Consider the following 14,345-nt stretch of genomic DNA (forward strand, 5'->3'; position numbering starts at 1 on the left):
AAGAGGGAAGAAATGAAATATTTCAAAATAGCTGTGATTGTGGTTTTTATCGTGGGAATTGGCTTGTATGCAGGCGCTCTGGCAAAGGAAAAAGCGGCTCAGGATCCGAACAGACCGGTAATAACCAGTCAGAAGAGTGAAATAGAGATTCCGGTAGACTATACAAAAGAGCAGCTTAAGGAAGGATTAACTGCGTGGGATGAAGAAGATGGCGATTTGACGGACAAGATTCTTTTGGGAGATCTTTCTCAGTTTATTGAAAAGGGTGTATGCAATGTAAGCTACATTGTATTTGATTCGGCAAACCAGGCGGCAACCTTAACAAGAAAGATTAGGTTTACAGGATATGAATCTCCCCAATTTACATTATCTTCACCGCTTATATTCGAGTCAGGCGTGGCAGTGGACATACTTGGCAAAATTGGAGCCAGCGATGTGCTGGATGGAAATATTTCTTCCATGGTAAAACAGACCGCCAGCGATGTAGTATATCAGGCGCCCGGGGCCTACACAATTCATGTGGAGGTGACAAATAGTTTTGGAGATGTGACAAATGCAGCACTACCGGTACATATTGTGGATTCATCAATACAATTGCTCAGCAACAATGCTCCGCTTATCTACCTCAAAAAAGGTACAGCATTCGATGTAAATACATGTAAAAATCAGGTCACAGATGCACAGGGGAAAGCTGTGAATGCGGCAAAAATCCAGGTTTCCTCCAATGTAAATATAAATGAAGAAGGTGTATACGAAGTACAGCTGACTTCGGAGGCAGGGATGACATGGACCACAGTGATCGTGAGAGAGTAAAGGAGAGAGCCATGAAAGATACAAGAGAGTTTAATTTTGATGAGATCAGTATTTATCATATCTGTGTGGATTTGGTGAAAAATATCTGGGTTATCATCCTTGCTGCTGCGGCCATGTGGTTTGGAATCGAGGGGGCATACAAATGGATGTATGTTCCGGAATATACGGCTCAGGCAACAGTTGCGGTTGCAGCCAAAGGAAATGATTCCGGAGCCTACTCGTCATTAAATCTTACAACACAGATGGCGGGAGTTCTCAGTGAAGTATTTCAAAGCGATGTTTTGTTTGACAAAATACAGGAGGAGCTGGGAGAAGAATTAAATGGAAAGCTTTCTTCCACAGTAATCCAGGAGACAAACCTTATGGTTTTACAGGCCACGGCAGAAAATCCTAGACAGGCTTACCTGATGTTAAAAACAGCACTGAAAAATTATACCACAGTGTCAGACTATCTGTTTTCCAATGCAGTTCTTAGGATGGTGAAGGAACCTTCTGTGCCGGTTAGTCCATCCAACACACTTTATGTGGACAGGATAAAAAAACTTGGAGCTATTGGAGGGGGAGCGCTTGCAGCGGCCGTCATAGTTTTGTTTTCTGTGCTGCGATTTACAGTCAAGACAAAGGCATCGGCAAGAAGAAATCTGGATGGAAAGATTTTAGGTAAAATACCATATGAAAAAAAACGCCATACACTAAAAGAGATTATTCGCAGAAGAAAGAAATCTATTTTGATTTCTCAGGCAACAGTGAGTATGACATTTGCTGAATCATATCGAAAGCTTGCTACCCGGCTTGAAAATCATATGAGGAGACATGGGGAGAAAGTGATGCTCATCACAAGTGTGGCGGAAAATGAAGGAAAGTCATCTGTAGCAGCCAATATAGCGCTTGCCCTTGCGGAAAAAGGGAGAAAAGTCCTTTTGATAGATGGCGATTTAAAGAAACCAGCACAAACATTGATTTTTGACGCGAAAGAGACGACTAAGATTATGCTCAAAGATTATCTGGATGGAAAGGCCGCTGCAAAAGAGATTCTCAATTATGATGAGAAAACACGCTTGTACACCATCTACCAGAAAAAAGGTATCGCAAATTCGGGAAACTGGATTCATTCGCAGAAAATGAAAGATTTATTGAAACTGTACAGGGAGAAGATGGATTATATTATCATGGATACCTCTCCGATGGGATATTCCAGCGATGCGGAGCTTGCAATGGAGATGGCGGATCTTGCAGTTCTTGTTGTAAGGCAGAATTGGAGCGATATCCGTGCCATCAATGAGGCAGTGGATGCAGTTTCCCAGAGCAAGATAGATTTTGCAGGCTTTGTGCTGAATGTATTCCACAAAGAGCTTGGAATATATGGAAATTCCGGATACCATTATTCCGGATATGGAGAAAGAGTAAGGAAGAGGGGGGGATCGGATGAGCGAGCTTAATCATGCAGAAACAGAGGAAATGGAGATAGACATTGTCAGTCTGATTCAGAATTTTATTTCTGGGATATTCAGATGGTGGTGGTTGATCGTCCTTTTAGCTTTGATAGGGGGGAGCATTTTCTATCTCCGGGCATCAAGGTTTTATACACCGATGTACAGAGCAGAAGCCGTTTTTACCGTGATGACAAGCACACAGTCAAACAGCGAAAACAGCGGCAGTTACAATTTCTATTATGACAGCACAACAGCAGGTCAGCTTGCAAAGACGTTTCCTTACATTTTGAGCAGTAATCTTTTAAATGAGGCCATCAAGGAAGATTTGGGAATTTCCTCCATCAATGGAAGTATCACTGCAAGTGTGGTGCCGGATTCTAACTTGATCACAATGTCTGTGGTCAGCATGAATGCATCGGAGGCAAAGACAATTTTAGAGTCCGCGATTCGAGTATATCCAAATATATCGCGGTTTGTCATCGGCAATACCAAGTTCAATATGATCGATGTGCCGACAGAGCCAACGGAACCTTTTAATAAGCCAAATTATGTGAGAACAACGGTAAAAGGGGCATTCCTTGGCGTGCTGGCAGGCCTTTTGCTTGTTGTATTGTATGCGTTTTTGAAAAGAACCGTACAGAAACCAGAGGAACTAAAAAAGGTAAGTAATTTAAAGTGTTTGGCAAAGATTCCGAATGTAAGGCAAAAAGCAAGAAAGAAAAGAATAGAATCGAGGATTACGGTTTTTGACAGCCGTGTGGGTGCGGGGTTCCGGGAAAATATCAAGGGCCTCCAGATGAGGGTCAAAAGGGAAATGGAAAGAATTGACGGGAAGGTTCTGCTTGTGACGAGCACGGTGGCGGAAGAGGGGAAGACAACAGTTGCAGTCAATCTGGCATTTTCCCTTGCAGAGTATGGATATAAGGTGCTTTTGTTGGATGGTGATATGAGAAAACAGACGGACTGGAAATACATAGAAGGGGTCAAAGGAAAAGGGCTTTATGAAGTTTTGCGTAAAGAGTGCACTGTGAAAGACGCTATTTTCCATGATGAAGAAAGTGGGGTATATTTTCTTGGAGGAAAAGAACCTATAAAAGAAGTGACACAGACTCTTAATTCTTCCAATCTGTTGGATGTGATGGAAAGTCTGAGAAAAGAGATGGATTATGTGATCATTGATGCACCGCCGTCAGAAATGTTTGAGGATGCGGCCGTGCTGTCGGAATATGCAGATGGTATCCTCTATGTGGTGAGGTATGATTTTGTTCAAAGAAGAAGGGTGTTGGATGGCCTTGCGGAGCTGGACGGCGTGCATACAAGACTGCTTGGGTATGTCTTCAACGGAATTAAAGTAGGCCACAGCGGTTATGGCTATGGATATGGTTATGGCTACGGTTATAATTATGGCTACGGCTATAGGCGTGATGGAGAGTATGGAGATGAAAAATATGCGAACAGGGAGAAGTAGAATACATACGATCATTGGAGTGACAGCGCTGGTTTTGCTGACAGCAGTGTTTGCGGCGGCTGTATGGAAAAACCGGACTGCGCACACTTCTGGGGGAAAACGAACGGCTTTTGAGGGACCGGTATTAAAAATGGAGACTGACGAACTTGTGTATGATGGAAGAGGAGAACTCAATCTTATGCAGGGGGTTCGTGCAGTTTCTCAAGACGGAGAGGATCTGACTGATAAAGTGACAGCAGTGCTGACAGGTGATGGAAATGAGACAAACAAAATTATAAGATATACTGTATTTGATAAAAATGGAAAAGAGACAACCAGAAGAAGAGATTTAAAATTAGTTGGATACAGCGGACCGTCTATTCAGGTGAATGACCATTTAAACCTCAAAGCAGAAAATATGACTAATCTGACCGCATTCCTCAAAGAGTCTGGACTTCTCCGGGGAGAGGATGGATTTGGCAAGGATACGACAGAGGAAATTACCTGGATGAGAGAAAAAGCAGCTCAAGGAAAATATAAGATTACGTTTTACTACACGAATGCATATCAAGACAGTGTAGAAAAGACTGTGGATGCAGATGTGGAAGGAACTTTGGAGGATTTGACGGTAACATTGAAGGCAGACAATATCCAATTGGCGGTTGGCTCGGAGTTTATTGCAGAGGATTATATTGAAATAATCTCCGATCCTTCCGGGTCGGGGAGCCGCGTGAGCGTGACGAGCAGTGTGGACACTTTGCACGCGGGAAATTATGAAGTGCGATATACTGTTGTTTCGACTGATAATACCCAGAAGGTTTCACAGGTTTTAAAGGTTACAGTAAAGTAAAAGGCGGGATACAAAAATGGTTGATTTACATGTACATATTCTGCCTGAACTGGATGATGGTGCAAAGGACTGGGAGGATGCGCTTGATATGGCCGATATGGCAAGTTCCTCGGGAGTACGGACACTGGTTGCCCTTTCTCATGCCAATCTTCCCGGCCAGAACAGTGCCGAGTTTTTAAAAAAATATTGGGAGCAATTTTATAACCTTGAAAATCTGCTAAAAAAAGAAGGAAGTTCTCTTGAAATAGTTCCGGGCATGGAGCTGATGTCTGATGGACGTCTTCCAGGGCTTTTGAAGGAAGAGAAGTTTCTTACTTTAAATGGGACAAAATATGCACTTATTGAATTTGATTTTGAGGTTTCTGCCTCTCAGATATATGAAGATGTGGATGGAATGTTGAATGCAGGATATATCCCGGTGCTTGCCCATCCGGAGCGTTATCGGTGCGTATCAAGGCAAATTGGGCATGTCTTTGAATGGCAGCAAATGGGAGCTGTGATACAAGTGAATAAGGGCAGTATACTGGGGAGATTTAGCGAAAGGATAAGAAGGAATGCGGACCTTATTTTAAAACATAGAATTGCATCTGTTGTGGCGTCTGATGCTCACAGTTCAGAATATCGGACAACAGAAATGAACGAAGTGGCAGAGATTTTGGAAACTTACTACGGAAGTGCAAGTGTGGAAATTTTATTAAAGGAAAATCCGTGGAGGATTCTTTGTGGAGAAGAAATTCTTGATAGCATGCCAATTTCATTTGAGCAAACACTGACATGATAGTATAATAACCACATACAAAGAAACGAGGTGCGCTATGACAGTCAAAGAAAAAGTCCTGACTTTTTTGCTTGGGGCAGAAGACAAATCAATCTCCGGGGAGGAAATCGCAAAGGCGCTGGATGTCACTAGAAGCGCTGTGTGGAAGGCGATTCACAGTCTGCAAAAAGACGGCTACCAGATTGAAGGTGTGAGAAACAAAGGCTACCGTCTCCTTGCGGACAGTGACAAGCTTTCAGCTGCTGCCATCCAAAGCAATCTTAAAGAGGAAAAGACCAAATTTGTGATTCAGATATACGAAGAACTGCCGTCCACGAACCAGAAATTAAAGGAGTTGGCGGACAAAGGAGCAAAGGAGGGGACGGTTGTTTTAGCTGAATGTCAGAAAGAGGGAAGAGGTCAGAGGGGCAGAGTGTTTTATTCCCCGCCTAAAACCGGACTTTATATGAGTATCCTGCTGCGGCCGTCTATGGAACAGACAAAAGCCATGCTGTTCACCGCAGCTGCCGCGGCTGCGGCTGCGCTTTCCATAGAGGAGGTTGTGGGAGTGAAGACCCAGATCAAATGGGTCAATGACATTTTCATAGACGGGAAAAAAGTGTGCGGGATTCTGACCGAAGGCTCAATGTCTATGGAGAGTGGTGAGATGGACTGCCTTGTGGTGGGGATAGGCATCAATGTCTACCGGCCAAAAGAAGAGTTTCCGGGGAAACTAAAGAACACAGCGTCTGCTATCTGCAAGGAGACTGGGAAAAATGTAAGAAACATTCTGGCTGCAAAATTGCTGGAGCGGTTTTGGAGATATTATCAAAATCTGGATGAAAAGAAATTTTATCAAGATTACAGGGAACGGCTTGTTGGTCTTGGAAAAGAAATCCTGATCTGTAAAAAAGACAGGCAAGTGAAGGCAAAAGCAGTGGATCTGGATGACACATGCGGGCTTGTAGTGGAAAGAGAGGACGGAATAAAAGAAACTTTGCGAGGAGGAGAAGTCCGTATCCTGCAAGGTGGAGATAAGGAGGAAAATCCGTGAGGTTAAGACTTGTTAAAGAAGAAGATACGAAAGCAATCCTGGATATTTACGCACAATATATTGACACAGCCATTAGTTTTGAGTATGTGCTGCCGGATGAGGAAAGTTTCAGGAAACGGATCAAGGGGATCGCTAAGGAGTATCCGTATCTTGTGTGCGAAACGGATGAGGGGATCGCAGGATATGCCTATGCGCACCGGCAGATGGAGCGCGAGGCTTACCAGTGGAATGCAGAACTTTCAATTTATCTTTCAAAAGATGCCACATCCAAAGGGTACGGAAAAAAGCTTTATACTTCTTTGATGGATATTTTAAAACTGCAGGGTGTGAAGACTGTCTACGGGCTTGTCACTGTGCCGAATGAAAAAAGCGAAGCTTTGCATGAGTCGCTTGGCTTTGAGAAAGTTGGGGTGTGTAAAAACACAGGGTACAAAAGCGGGGCGTGGAGAGACGTGACATGGTTTGAAAAACAGATCGCACCATATGAAAGTGAGCCAAAACCGATTTTTTCTGTATGGGAAATTCCCCAGGAAAAGATAGCGGAAATTTTGCGAAAGAACAGCTGATTTGAAAGAGCAGCTGTCTTTCTTTTTTTTATGCAATCGTTTATAATAAAAAATTGGAATACGTGATTTTTAGAAGAAGAGGAGTGATTTGTAATGGAAAAATCAAAGGTTTACTATTCGGACCTGCGCGCGCGTCCGGGGACGAATCTTCCAAAAAAACTGCAGAAACTGATCAAGGCGGCAGGGATTGGAAATATTGATTTTGAAAAAAAGATGGCAGCCATTAAGATACATTTCGGGGAACCGGGCAACTTGTCTTTCCTTCGTCCAAACTATGCAAAGGCAGTGGCGGATGTGGTGAAAGAGCTGGGAGGACGGCCATTTCTTACGGACTGTAATACCTTGTATGTGGGGAGAAGAAAAGATGCTCTGGAACATTTGAGCGCTGCCTATGAAAACGGATTCAACATTCTCTCCACAGGTTGCCACATCATCATTGGTGATGGACTGAAGGGAACCGATGAGGTATCTGTTCCGGTGGAAGGCGGAGAGCTTGTAAAAGAGGCAAAAATTGGCCGGGCAGTGATGGATGCGGATGTGTTTATCAGCCTGAGTCATTTTAAAGGGCATGAGGCAACCGGGTTTGGCGGATGCCTGAAAAATATCGGAATGGGCTGCGGCAGCCGTGCAGGTAAGATGGAGCAGCACAATAGCGGAAAGCCGACCGTGGACCAGAAAAAGTGTGTGGGCTGCGGATGTTGTGCAAGAAATTGTGCTCACAGTGCGATTTCCTTTACAGACAAAAAAGCGAGCATTGACCACAGTAAATGTGTGGGCTGCGGACGCTGTCTTGGCGCATGCAATTTTGATGCAGTTTACAATACAAATGAGAGTGCAGTCAAAGAGCTGGATATGAAGATTGCAGAGTACACAAAAGCAGTTGTGGACGGACGGCCTTGTTTCCACATCAACCTTGTCATTGACGTGTCTCCGTACTGTGACTGCCATGCAGAAAATGATCTTCCGATCCTTCCGGATGTGGGGATGTTTGCAAGTTTTGACCCAGTTGCGCTTGACCAGGCATGTGCGGATGCATGCAATGCACAACAGCCGATTCCTGGAAGCCTTTTGGATGAACGGATGCATGCACATGGTTTCTGCGATCACCATGATCACTTTACAAATACCACACCGGAGAGCGAGTGGAAAGTCTGTCTTGAGCATGCGGAAAAACTTGGGCTTGGAAGCAGAGAATACGAATTGATCGAAATAAAATAGAGGGAGAAAAACATGAAGATATCGACAAAAAAACTGGTGATCTGTGCCCTGTTCCTTGTACTAGGAATTGTTTTTCCTACTATTTTCCATATGGCAGGACTTGGCTCCGCTTTTCTGCCGATGCATATTCCGGTGTTTATCTGTGCCTTTTTGTGTGGGCCTATGCTCGGTGCCGTTGTTGCAGTCTGCACCGTATTTTTGAGTTCTATGCTGACCGGAATGCCGATGCTTTTTCCGGTGGGTGTGGCTATGATGATCGAGCTTGCAGTTTATGCCATAGCGGCAGGCGCATTGGGCAGTGGAAAGACAAATTCCATTCCAAGGCTTTATGGAGCGTTGATTGTGGCGGTCGTGCTTGGGCGGATTGCAAACGGACTTGCCAATGTGGTTTTGCTTGGAACTACAGGAGCATCCTACTCAGCCGCAGCTTTTGTAAGCGGAACATTGATCACCACAATTCCGGGAACCATTCTTATTTTTGTCTTTGTGCCGGGACTTACAAAACTGATTTCAAAATTGGTGAAACTGCATGAATGATGTAATTATTTTGTGCGGAAAAACTGCGGCCGGAAAAACAACTTACGCAAAGAGGCTGCAGAAGGAGAAACGTGCGGTCATCCTTTCAGTGGATGAAGTGATGCTGAAAGTATCCGATCAATGCGAGGGAAGGAAGGCGCACCTGGAACTTGCGCGCCGGGTAAATGAGTATTTGATGGAGTTTTCCCTTTCCCTTATCCGACAGGGGATTGTGTGCGTGTTTGATTACGGATACTGGACAAAGGAAGAGAGGCGGAGGATCTGTACATTTTTTAAAGAAAGGCAAATCCCTTATACGCTCATCTGCATGGAGGCGGATGAGCGTACACGACTTGAGCGTCTTGCGGTGCGCAATGAGACAAACGCAATGAAAGAGGGGCGTCAGTACATTATCACGGAAGAGATGCTGAGACGTTTTGACGGCTGGTTTGAGCCTGTGGAAGCTGACGAGGATGCTGTTTTTCTATTTTCTTAAGATAGAAGAAAATGACTGCCAGCATCAGAATGGAAGAAAACGGGGAGACCAGTCCATAATAAAAAAGAGAGTGAACCTGATGGCTGGACAAAACATACATCAGTGGCATGCGCACAAGCAGTGCACCCAGGCAGCAGTTTGTCATGGTAAATATTGTTTTTTCCCTTCCGTTTAAATAGCCGTTGAGGCAGAAAAGGAAGGACACAGCAAGGTAATCAAAGCTGCACGCGCGGAAGAAAGGCACACCTGCGCGGATGACCTTTGCGTTTCCGGAAAAAAGGGAGATCATGCTCTCCGGAGAAAGCTGTGCCCAGAGAAAGAACAGGAGCGAGCAGAGGAATGCGGCAAAAGTTCCGTATTTGACAAATGAAACTGCCCGCTCTTTTTTATTAGCTCCCATATTCTGAGAAGTAAGTGCAGCCAGAGCATTTGCGATAGAGGTTGCCGGCAGCATGGCAAAGACATCATACTTTGCGGCAATGCCCACTGCAGAGGAGGTGTAGATGCCAAAGCTGTTGGTGATGGAATTTAAATATAAAAATGAGATGCGCACAATACATTCCTGGAAGGAAACAGGTATGCCGATGAGAATCATCTCTTTTAAAATCTGTTTGTCAATCCGAAGCGTCTGCAGGGAAAAACGAAAGATGAAGTTTTTTCGGTTCAGATAAAAAATGGCACAGAACATGCTGATCCCCTGGGAGGCGATGGTTGCAATGGCTGTTCCGGCAACACCCATGTGCAGAACTGCTACTGTAAAAAAATCGCCGACAACATTGCAGACACAGGCAATGGATACGAAGATGAGGGGACTTACGGAATCCCCGTATCCGCGCAGGATGGCGCTTAGAGCATTGTACTCGCATATAAAAAATATACCAAGACAGCAGATGAAGACATATTCATGAGCTCCGGAAAAAGCGTCCGCGGGTGTCTTTAAAAGGCTTAGGATATTTGAAATATTCATAGTCAGCACTACAGTGAGAATGACGGAAAAGATCCCAAAAGAACAGATTGTTGTTGCTATGGATTTTTCCACTTTGTCCTTTTGCCCCATGCCCTGATATTTGCCTACAAGAATGGTTCCGGAGAGGGTAAGACCGGAGATCAGGCTTGTGATGATCTGCGTGACGGATGTACCTGTGGATACTGCAGCCACGCTGCTGGCATCGCAGAATCTTCCGATCACAAAAAGGTCAACTGCTCCGTACAAAGCCTGCAGAAGATTCGCGAGGAGAAAAGGTACAGAAAAACGAATGAGTACCTTTGCAATATTTCCTTCAGTCAAAGAAAGTGAATTTTGTTTCATAAGTGTGATCCTCCTGTTGTTGAATATATATACTATACCTGTACTTTCAGAAGGATACCGTAGCCTGGGCTACAGAAAATCTATTTTATTGGCGTGTATAATAGGAGCGATGATATGAGGAGGGAAGAACATGGAGCAGATAAAGATACCGGAACAGCTGTATCCATATTTTGAGAAGGCCGGGTATTCCCTGAAGTATGAACCAGGGCAGACAATCTATATGCAGGGGGATGTGGCCCAGTCTTTATATTTTATAAAAGAAGGCAGAGTGAGAGCGTTCTGCACGACCAAGTCGGGAAGAGAAATGACGTTTGAAATTGTGGGAAGAGGGAAAATTATCGGAGAGACTTCCTTTTTAAGCCATGGAATTTATCCGGTGTGTGTAGAGGCAGTAAATCAGGTGGAACTTTTAGTGTGTAATCTGAATCAATTGTATGATTTTATGGAGGAGTCAAAAGATTTAATGAAGGTGATGATGCAACTGCTTTCCAGGACATGCAACCATCTTGTTGAACAGCTTAGAAGAGTGACTCTCTATGACCGCTATCAGAAAATCGCAAGTTTTCTCCTCTATGAGACAGAGATGCCGGATTCGGATAAGGGCGTCACAAAAGATTCAATTCCCTACACACAGGAAGAGCTTGCCATGATTCTTGGGATGAACCGTGTGACAGTGTCAAGAGTACTCGGCGAGTGGAAAAAGGGTGGAATTATTTCCTCTTCTTATAAAAAAATCAGGATTCAAGACCGGAACTATTTAAAAGAGCTTTTAAAGCCTTCCGCAGGTTCGGTTGATTCCTGATGGATGATAAATAAAGGGTGCCCAAGGCATCCTTTCTTTATTTACGGTTTTGTATAACGTTCATTTAAAATGTCTCCGATTGTTCGTTTTAAAACAACATTGTCGATTTCATTTTGCAGTATCTGATAATATTTGCGGATCATGCAGGTAGCTGTCGCGTTCCTGCTGCAGTATGTGTCCGCCTCCAGACACCGGTTGATCTTCATCGTTGTTTCGGTTGTCGAGATAATTTCTCCGAGGGTGATTTCTTCAGGTCTTTTGACAAGCATATAGCCACCTTGAGAACCGGCAATAGATCGGACCAAGCCCGCTTTTTTAAGTTTTTTTAAAATTTTTGCCAGATAATTGTGCGGAATCTTCATGTTGGAGGCTATGTCTCCGGACGTTACAATTTCGTTATTCTGGCCAAGGAAAATAACGGTTCTGATAGCATAGTCTGTCGTAATATTAAGTTGCACGATGTACCTCCTTTGAAATATAAAAATGTGAGTTTCACAATCTTTCACAAGTGTAGCCTTTTTGTCGGAAAAAGTCAATTGAATTCGGCGAAAGATTTTTCTGATAAAAAACAGTGAAATAAATTCTTTCTGTACCATTAAATAATGAGAAAATCTCTCAAAAGCCCTGTTTTACAGGCAATTTTATTGACATGAGAAAAATACATTTTATAATAATTAGCTGGGACTAACCATTGATGCGGAAGAAATTACCAATATTTATAAGGAGGAAAGAAGAACATGAAAAAATTTTTGAAAGCAGCAGCAGGAGTTCTCTGTACCTGCATGATGGTGATCGGCATGTTTCCGGTATCCCAGGCGCAGGCAAACGAGGCGGGCGGGGATTACGTCATTGACGATAATTCCTTTGATCTGGATACATACTTGGAAAGTCTTGGTGATGCAACAGTCGTGAAAGTGGCCGCGGATATAGCAGGGATCGGGAATACAGTTCTTCCGTCCCAGGTAAAAGAGCTGAAAGGATGGCAGCAGAAAACTTTCTTTGACGAAGAAGGGGATAAGGTCAGAAGGCTTGGAAACCATATAGAAGGGGATATGTTTACATTTGCATCCGGAAGCAAAGTTATGGTGAAGAACATACAATTTCGTCTGCCGGAAAAAGGGATCACGATTCCGGAAGGTGCAAGTGTGACATTTGAGAACTGTACTTTCAGCAAAACCATTGTGAACAATGGGACAGCAGTGTTCAACAACTGTACATTTGAAAACGGGAAGATTGAGAACAACGGGGCAGTAGAATATTTAAACGGAACAAAGGAACCGGAAAATATGGGGACAGAGAAACCGTCCCATATTCGCCTTAGTCTGACTTTGAGGGAAGACACACTCTCCGGCGCAGTGAAAGGTGCCGCGTTTCATGAGAACGTAGGTTATGAGCTTGGCGGCACAAATAAAGACCAGGCAGTTCTTAAAGTGGATGTGCAGCCAAAAGACCAGGGGATCACTGCAAAGGCACAGGACGGAATCCTTACGGTGAGCGGAACTCCAAAGATGGCAGGGGAATACAAAATCGCCGTGACAGCAGAGGCGCAGGGCGATACGCCTGTGACAAAGACGGTTGTGCTGACAGTCAATGAAAAACTGGCAATCTCTCTGGAAGGAGAACTTGACTGTGTAACTGCGGGGCAGAGCGGTTACCAGGATTATCTGGAGGTTTATGTGACAGAGGGAAACGGAGAGAAGATCTCTTTCTATGAATACGCGCAGAAAAACAAGGATGCGAAGATGGAAGTAAGCTTGTCTCCAAGCGGCAGCGGTATGACGGCATCCTATCTTTTTGACAAAATTGCGGTGTCAGGACAGCCGGTGAAAGCCGGAACCTATCAGGTCAGTGCAGTGCTCAAAGATAAAGGACAGAGCATTGAGAGCAATCAAAAAGAACTTCGCATTTATACAGGAAACGAGACATTAAAAGAGCAGTTTGCCAATATCACAGCGGGAACAGATACATGGGATATAGAACCATACGAGATTGCAGTGAGTGATGATGCAGTTGTTCCAAAAAATTTAAAGACCGTTTACGGGTCACACGAATCAGGCCTTTATGCAATAATTGGAAATAATCAGGCTGTGGGGAGCGATACGCTTGTCATACCTGCTGGCTGTGATGTGACATTCGAAAATGTAAAATTTTACAGCAGTATTCGCATTATTGTTGAAAAAGGAGGATCGCTGACATTGAGTGATTCTGTTGCTTACGGTGCGGTCATTGTAAACGGAGGAACATTCTCCATGAATAATTCATCTGCGCTTACGGATACTTTGACATTAAATGATGGAAGCACATTATACAATGCAAAAATCGTGTCCCATGGACGGTATTTGACAGACGGCTCTGACAAAGCGGATGCAAAGACGGTTGTGATCGTCAATGGAAATGTGTCCGTAAAAGGGGAAAACAGTATTGTAGCAGATGCAGGGTACGGAGATGTACCTGGACAGGATGCAGTTTTGGTGAATGGAAACCTGAATGTTCTGATGGGCAGCAGCCTTACGGCAGAAGGGGGCGGAGACTATGCGCCGGCTCTGAACGGAGGAGCAGGGATTGTTTTGAATAACGGTACCATAAGCGGTGAAGGAAAGCTGACTGCAAAAGGAGGAATCGGTTACGGCGGCCTTGGAGGAAACGGCATCCAGGGTGAAGGAAAAATCACGGTAAGCGAGCTTGAAAGCGCGGGTGGAGACTCTGCCCTTTGGCTGGGAATGCAAAAAAAAGGCGGAGATGCTCTGGGAGAGCGCGTGATCGTGACAACAGAAAATTACACGCTGACAGCCGGAAAAGGAAACCCGGATGGGACAGCAAAAGTCACACTCACAGAAGATCCGGATGCAGAGAAACCTTCAGATAATGAAGAGGATGGAAAGACGGACCAGGTGACAACGGAAAAGGAAGAAACAAAAAAGCCTCAGTTTGAAGAAAAAGGAGAAGGCAATGCCATAAGAAAATCCGTGAAAACAGGCGATGCCACATCTGCAGGGGTTTATGCCGCCAAAGCAGCAGTAGCAGTGATGGCAGCAGTTGCTTTTGCGGGAAGAAAGAGAAGATAGTGAAATAAATGCAGAAGAA

At 44.3% G+C, this 14,345-nt stretch carries 14 protein-coding genes; 12 read left to right on the forward strand and 2 right to left on the reverse strand.

The window, feature by feature from the left end; all coding sequences use genetic code 11:
- The first annotated feature begins 12 nt into the window (after nt 1–12).
- From B5F18_RS04440 to B5F18_RS04485, 10 genes are all read left to right on the forward strand, one after another.
- Nucleotides 13–813 (forward strand): hypothetical protein, encoded by an 801-nt coding sequence (locus B5F18_RS04440; RefSeq protein WP_087156463.1) that lies wholly within the window; start codon nt 13–15, stop codon nt 811–813.
- 11 nt (nt 814–824) lie between these two features.
- Entirely contained in the window at nt 825–2,252 is a 1,428-nt protein-coding gene (locus tag B5F18_RS04445) for a polysaccharide biosynthesis tyrosine autokinase (protein WP_162607533.1), read from the forward strand.
- Nucleotides 2,239–3,714, forward strand: a complete 1,476-nt coding sequence (locus tag B5F18_RS04450; protein ID WP_087156465.1) for a polysaccharide biosynthesis tyrosine autokinase — start codon at nt 2,239–2,241, stop codon at nt 3,712–3,714. Before B5F18_RS04445 ends, B5F18_RS04450 begins: the two co-directional genes overlap by 14 nt.
- Nucleotides 3,686–4,543, forward strand: coding sequence for an immunoglobulin-like domain-containing protein (locus tag B5F18_RS04455; RefSeq protein WP_087156466.1), 858 nt, complete (start codon nt 3,686–3,688; stop codon nt 4,541–4,543). The genes B5F18_RS04450 and B5F18_RS04455 overlap by 29 nt, the downstream gene beginning before the upstream one ends.
- Nucleotides 4,544–4,559: 16 nt before the next feature.
- Nucleotides 4,560–5,321 (forward strand): tyrosine-protein phosphatase, encoded by a 762-nt coding sequence (locus B5F18_RS04460; protein WP_087156467.1) that lies wholly within the window; start codon nt 4,560–4,562, stop codon nt 5,319–5,321.
- A gap of 37 nt (nt 5,322–5,358) precedes the next feature.
- Complete coding sequence (locus B5F18_RS04465; RefSeq protein WP_087156468.1) at nt 5,359–6,354, forward strand: biotin--[acetyl-CoA-carboxylase] ligase; 996 nt, start codon at nt 5,359–5,361, stop codon at nt 6,352–6,354.
- Entirely contained in the window at nt 6,351–6,920 is a 570-nt protein-coding gene (locus tag B5F18_RS04470) for a GNAT family N-acetyltransferase (protein WP_087156469.1), read from the forward strand. The genes B5F18_RS04465 and B5F18_RS04470 overlap by 4 nt, the downstream gene beginning before the upstream one ends.
- Before the next feature lie 93 nt (nt 6,921–7,013).
- Nucleotides 7,014–8,138, forward strand: a complete 1,125-nt coding sequence (locus tag B5F18_RS04475) for a DUF362 domain-containing protein (RefSeq protein WP_087156470.1) — start codon at nt 7,014–7,016, stop codon at nt 8,136–8,138.
- Between the two features lie 12 nt (nt 8,139–8,150).
- The gene (locus tag B5F18_RS04480) at nt 8,151–8,675 is read left to right on the forward strand and encodes an ECF transporter S component (RefSeq protein ID WP_087156471.1); all 525 of its coding nucleotides are present in this window, start codon (nt 8,151–8,153) and stop codon (nt 8,673–8,675) included.
- The gene (locus tag B5F18_RS04485) at nt 8,668–9,150 is read left to right on the forward strand and encodes an AAA family ATPase (protein ID WP_087156472.1); all 483 of its coding nucleotides are present in this window, start codon (nt 8,668–8,670) and stop codon (nt 9,148–9,150) included. The genes B5F18_RS04480 and B5F18_RS04485 overlap by 8 nt, the downstream gene beginning before the upstream one ends.
- On the opposite strand, the gene B5F18_RS04490 is transcribed toward B5F18_RS04485, so the two are convergent.
- Nucleotides 9,068–10,459, reverse strand: a complete 1,392-nt coding sequence (locus B5F18_RS04490; RefSeq protein WP_087156473.1) for an MATE family efflux transporter — start codon at nt 10,457–10,459, stop codon at nt 9,068–9,070. The genes B5F18_RS04485 and B5F18_RS04490 overlap by 83 nt on opposite strands.
- A gap of 130 nt (nt 10,460–10,589) precedes the next feature.
- On the opposite strand from B5F18_RS04490, the gene B5F18_RS04495 reads away from it, so the two are divergent.
- Nucleotides 10,590–11,261 (forward strand): Crp/Fnr family transcriptional regulator, encoded by a 672-nt coding sequence (locus B5F18_RS04495; RefSeq protein WP_087156474.1) that lies wholly within the window; start codon nt 10,590–10,592, stop codon nt 11,259–11,261.
- A 41-nt stretch (nt 11,262–11,302) separates the two neighbouring features.
- Here the strand turns inward: B5F18_RS04495 and B5F18_RS04500 are convergent, their stop codons facing one another.
- Entirely contained in the window at nt 11,303–11,719 is a 417-nt protein-coding gene (locus B5F18_RS04500) for an RrF2 family transcriptional regulator (RefSeq protein WP_087156475.1), read from the reverse strand.
- A 279-nt stretch (nt 11,720–11,998) separates the two neighbouring features.
- Here B5F18_RS04500 and B5F18_RS04505 point away from each other — a divergent pair, with 279 nt between their 5' ends.
- A complete protein-coding gene (locus tag B5F18_RS04505; RefSeq protein ID WP_087156476.1) occupies nt 11,999–14,326 on the forward strand; it encodes a hypothetical protein in 2,328 nt (775 codons plus the stop codon).
- Nucleotides 14,327–14,345: the final 19 nt, after the last annotated feature.

It is taken from the genome of Lachnoclostridium sp. An181, from assembly GCF_002160325.1.
GTDB lineage: Bacteria > Bacillota > Clostridia > Lachnospirales > Lachnospiraceae > An181.

What these genes read in the sequence shown, in the direction of transcription:
- B5F18_RS04440 (WP_087156463.1), top strand. Translation starts at nt 13, where the DNA reads ATGAAATATTTCAAAATAGCTGTGATTGTGGTTTTTATCGTGGGAATT.
- B5F18_RS04445 (WP_162607533.1), top strand. Translation starts at nt 825, where the DNA reads ATGAAAGATACAAGAGAGTTTAATTTTGATGAGATCAGTATTTATCAT.
- B5F18_RS04450 (WP_087156465.1), top strand. Translation starts at nt 2,239, where the DNA reads ATGAGCGAGCTTAATCATGCAGAAACAGAGGAAATGGAGATAGACATT.
- B5F18_RS04455 (WP_087156466.1), top strand. Translation starts at nt 3,686, where the DNA reads ATGAAAAATATGCGAACAGGGAGAAGTAGAATACATACGATCATTGGA.
- B5F18_RS04460 (WP_087156467.1), top strand. Translation starts at nt 4,560, where the DNA reads ATGGTTGATTTACATGTACATATTCTGCCTGAACTGGATGATGGTGCA.
- B5F18_RS04465 (WP_087156468.1), top strand. Translation starts at nt 5,359, where the DNA reads ATGACAGTCAAAGAAAAAGTCCTGACTTTTTTGCTTGGGGCAGAAGAC.
- B5F18_RS04475 (WP_087156470.1), top strand. Translation starts at nt 7,014, where the DNA reads ATGGAAAAATCAAAGGTTTACTATTCGGACCTGCGCGCGCGTCCGGGG.
- B5F18_RS04480 (WP_087156471.1), top strand. Translation starts at nt 8,151, where the DNA reads ATGAAGATATCGACAAAAAAACTGGTGATCTGTGCCCTGTTCCTTGTA.
- B5F18_RS04485 (WP_087156472.1), top strand. Translation starts at nt 8,668, where the DNA reads ATGAATGATGTAATTATTTTGTGCGGAAAAACTGCGGCCGGAAAAACA.
- B5F18_RS04490 (WP_087156473.1), bottom strand. Translation starts at nt 10,459, where the DNA reads ATGAAACAAAATTCACTTTCTTTGACTGAAGGAAATATTGCAAAGGTA.
- B5F18_RS04495 (WP_087156474.1), top strand. Translation starts at nt 10,590, where the DNA reads ATGGAGCAGATAAAGATACCGGAACAGCTGTATCCATATTTTGAGAAG.
- B5F18_RS04505 (WP_087156476.1), top strand. Translation starts at nt 11,999, where the DNA reads ATGAAAAAATTTTTGAAAGCAGCAGCAGGAGTTCTCTGTACCTGCATG.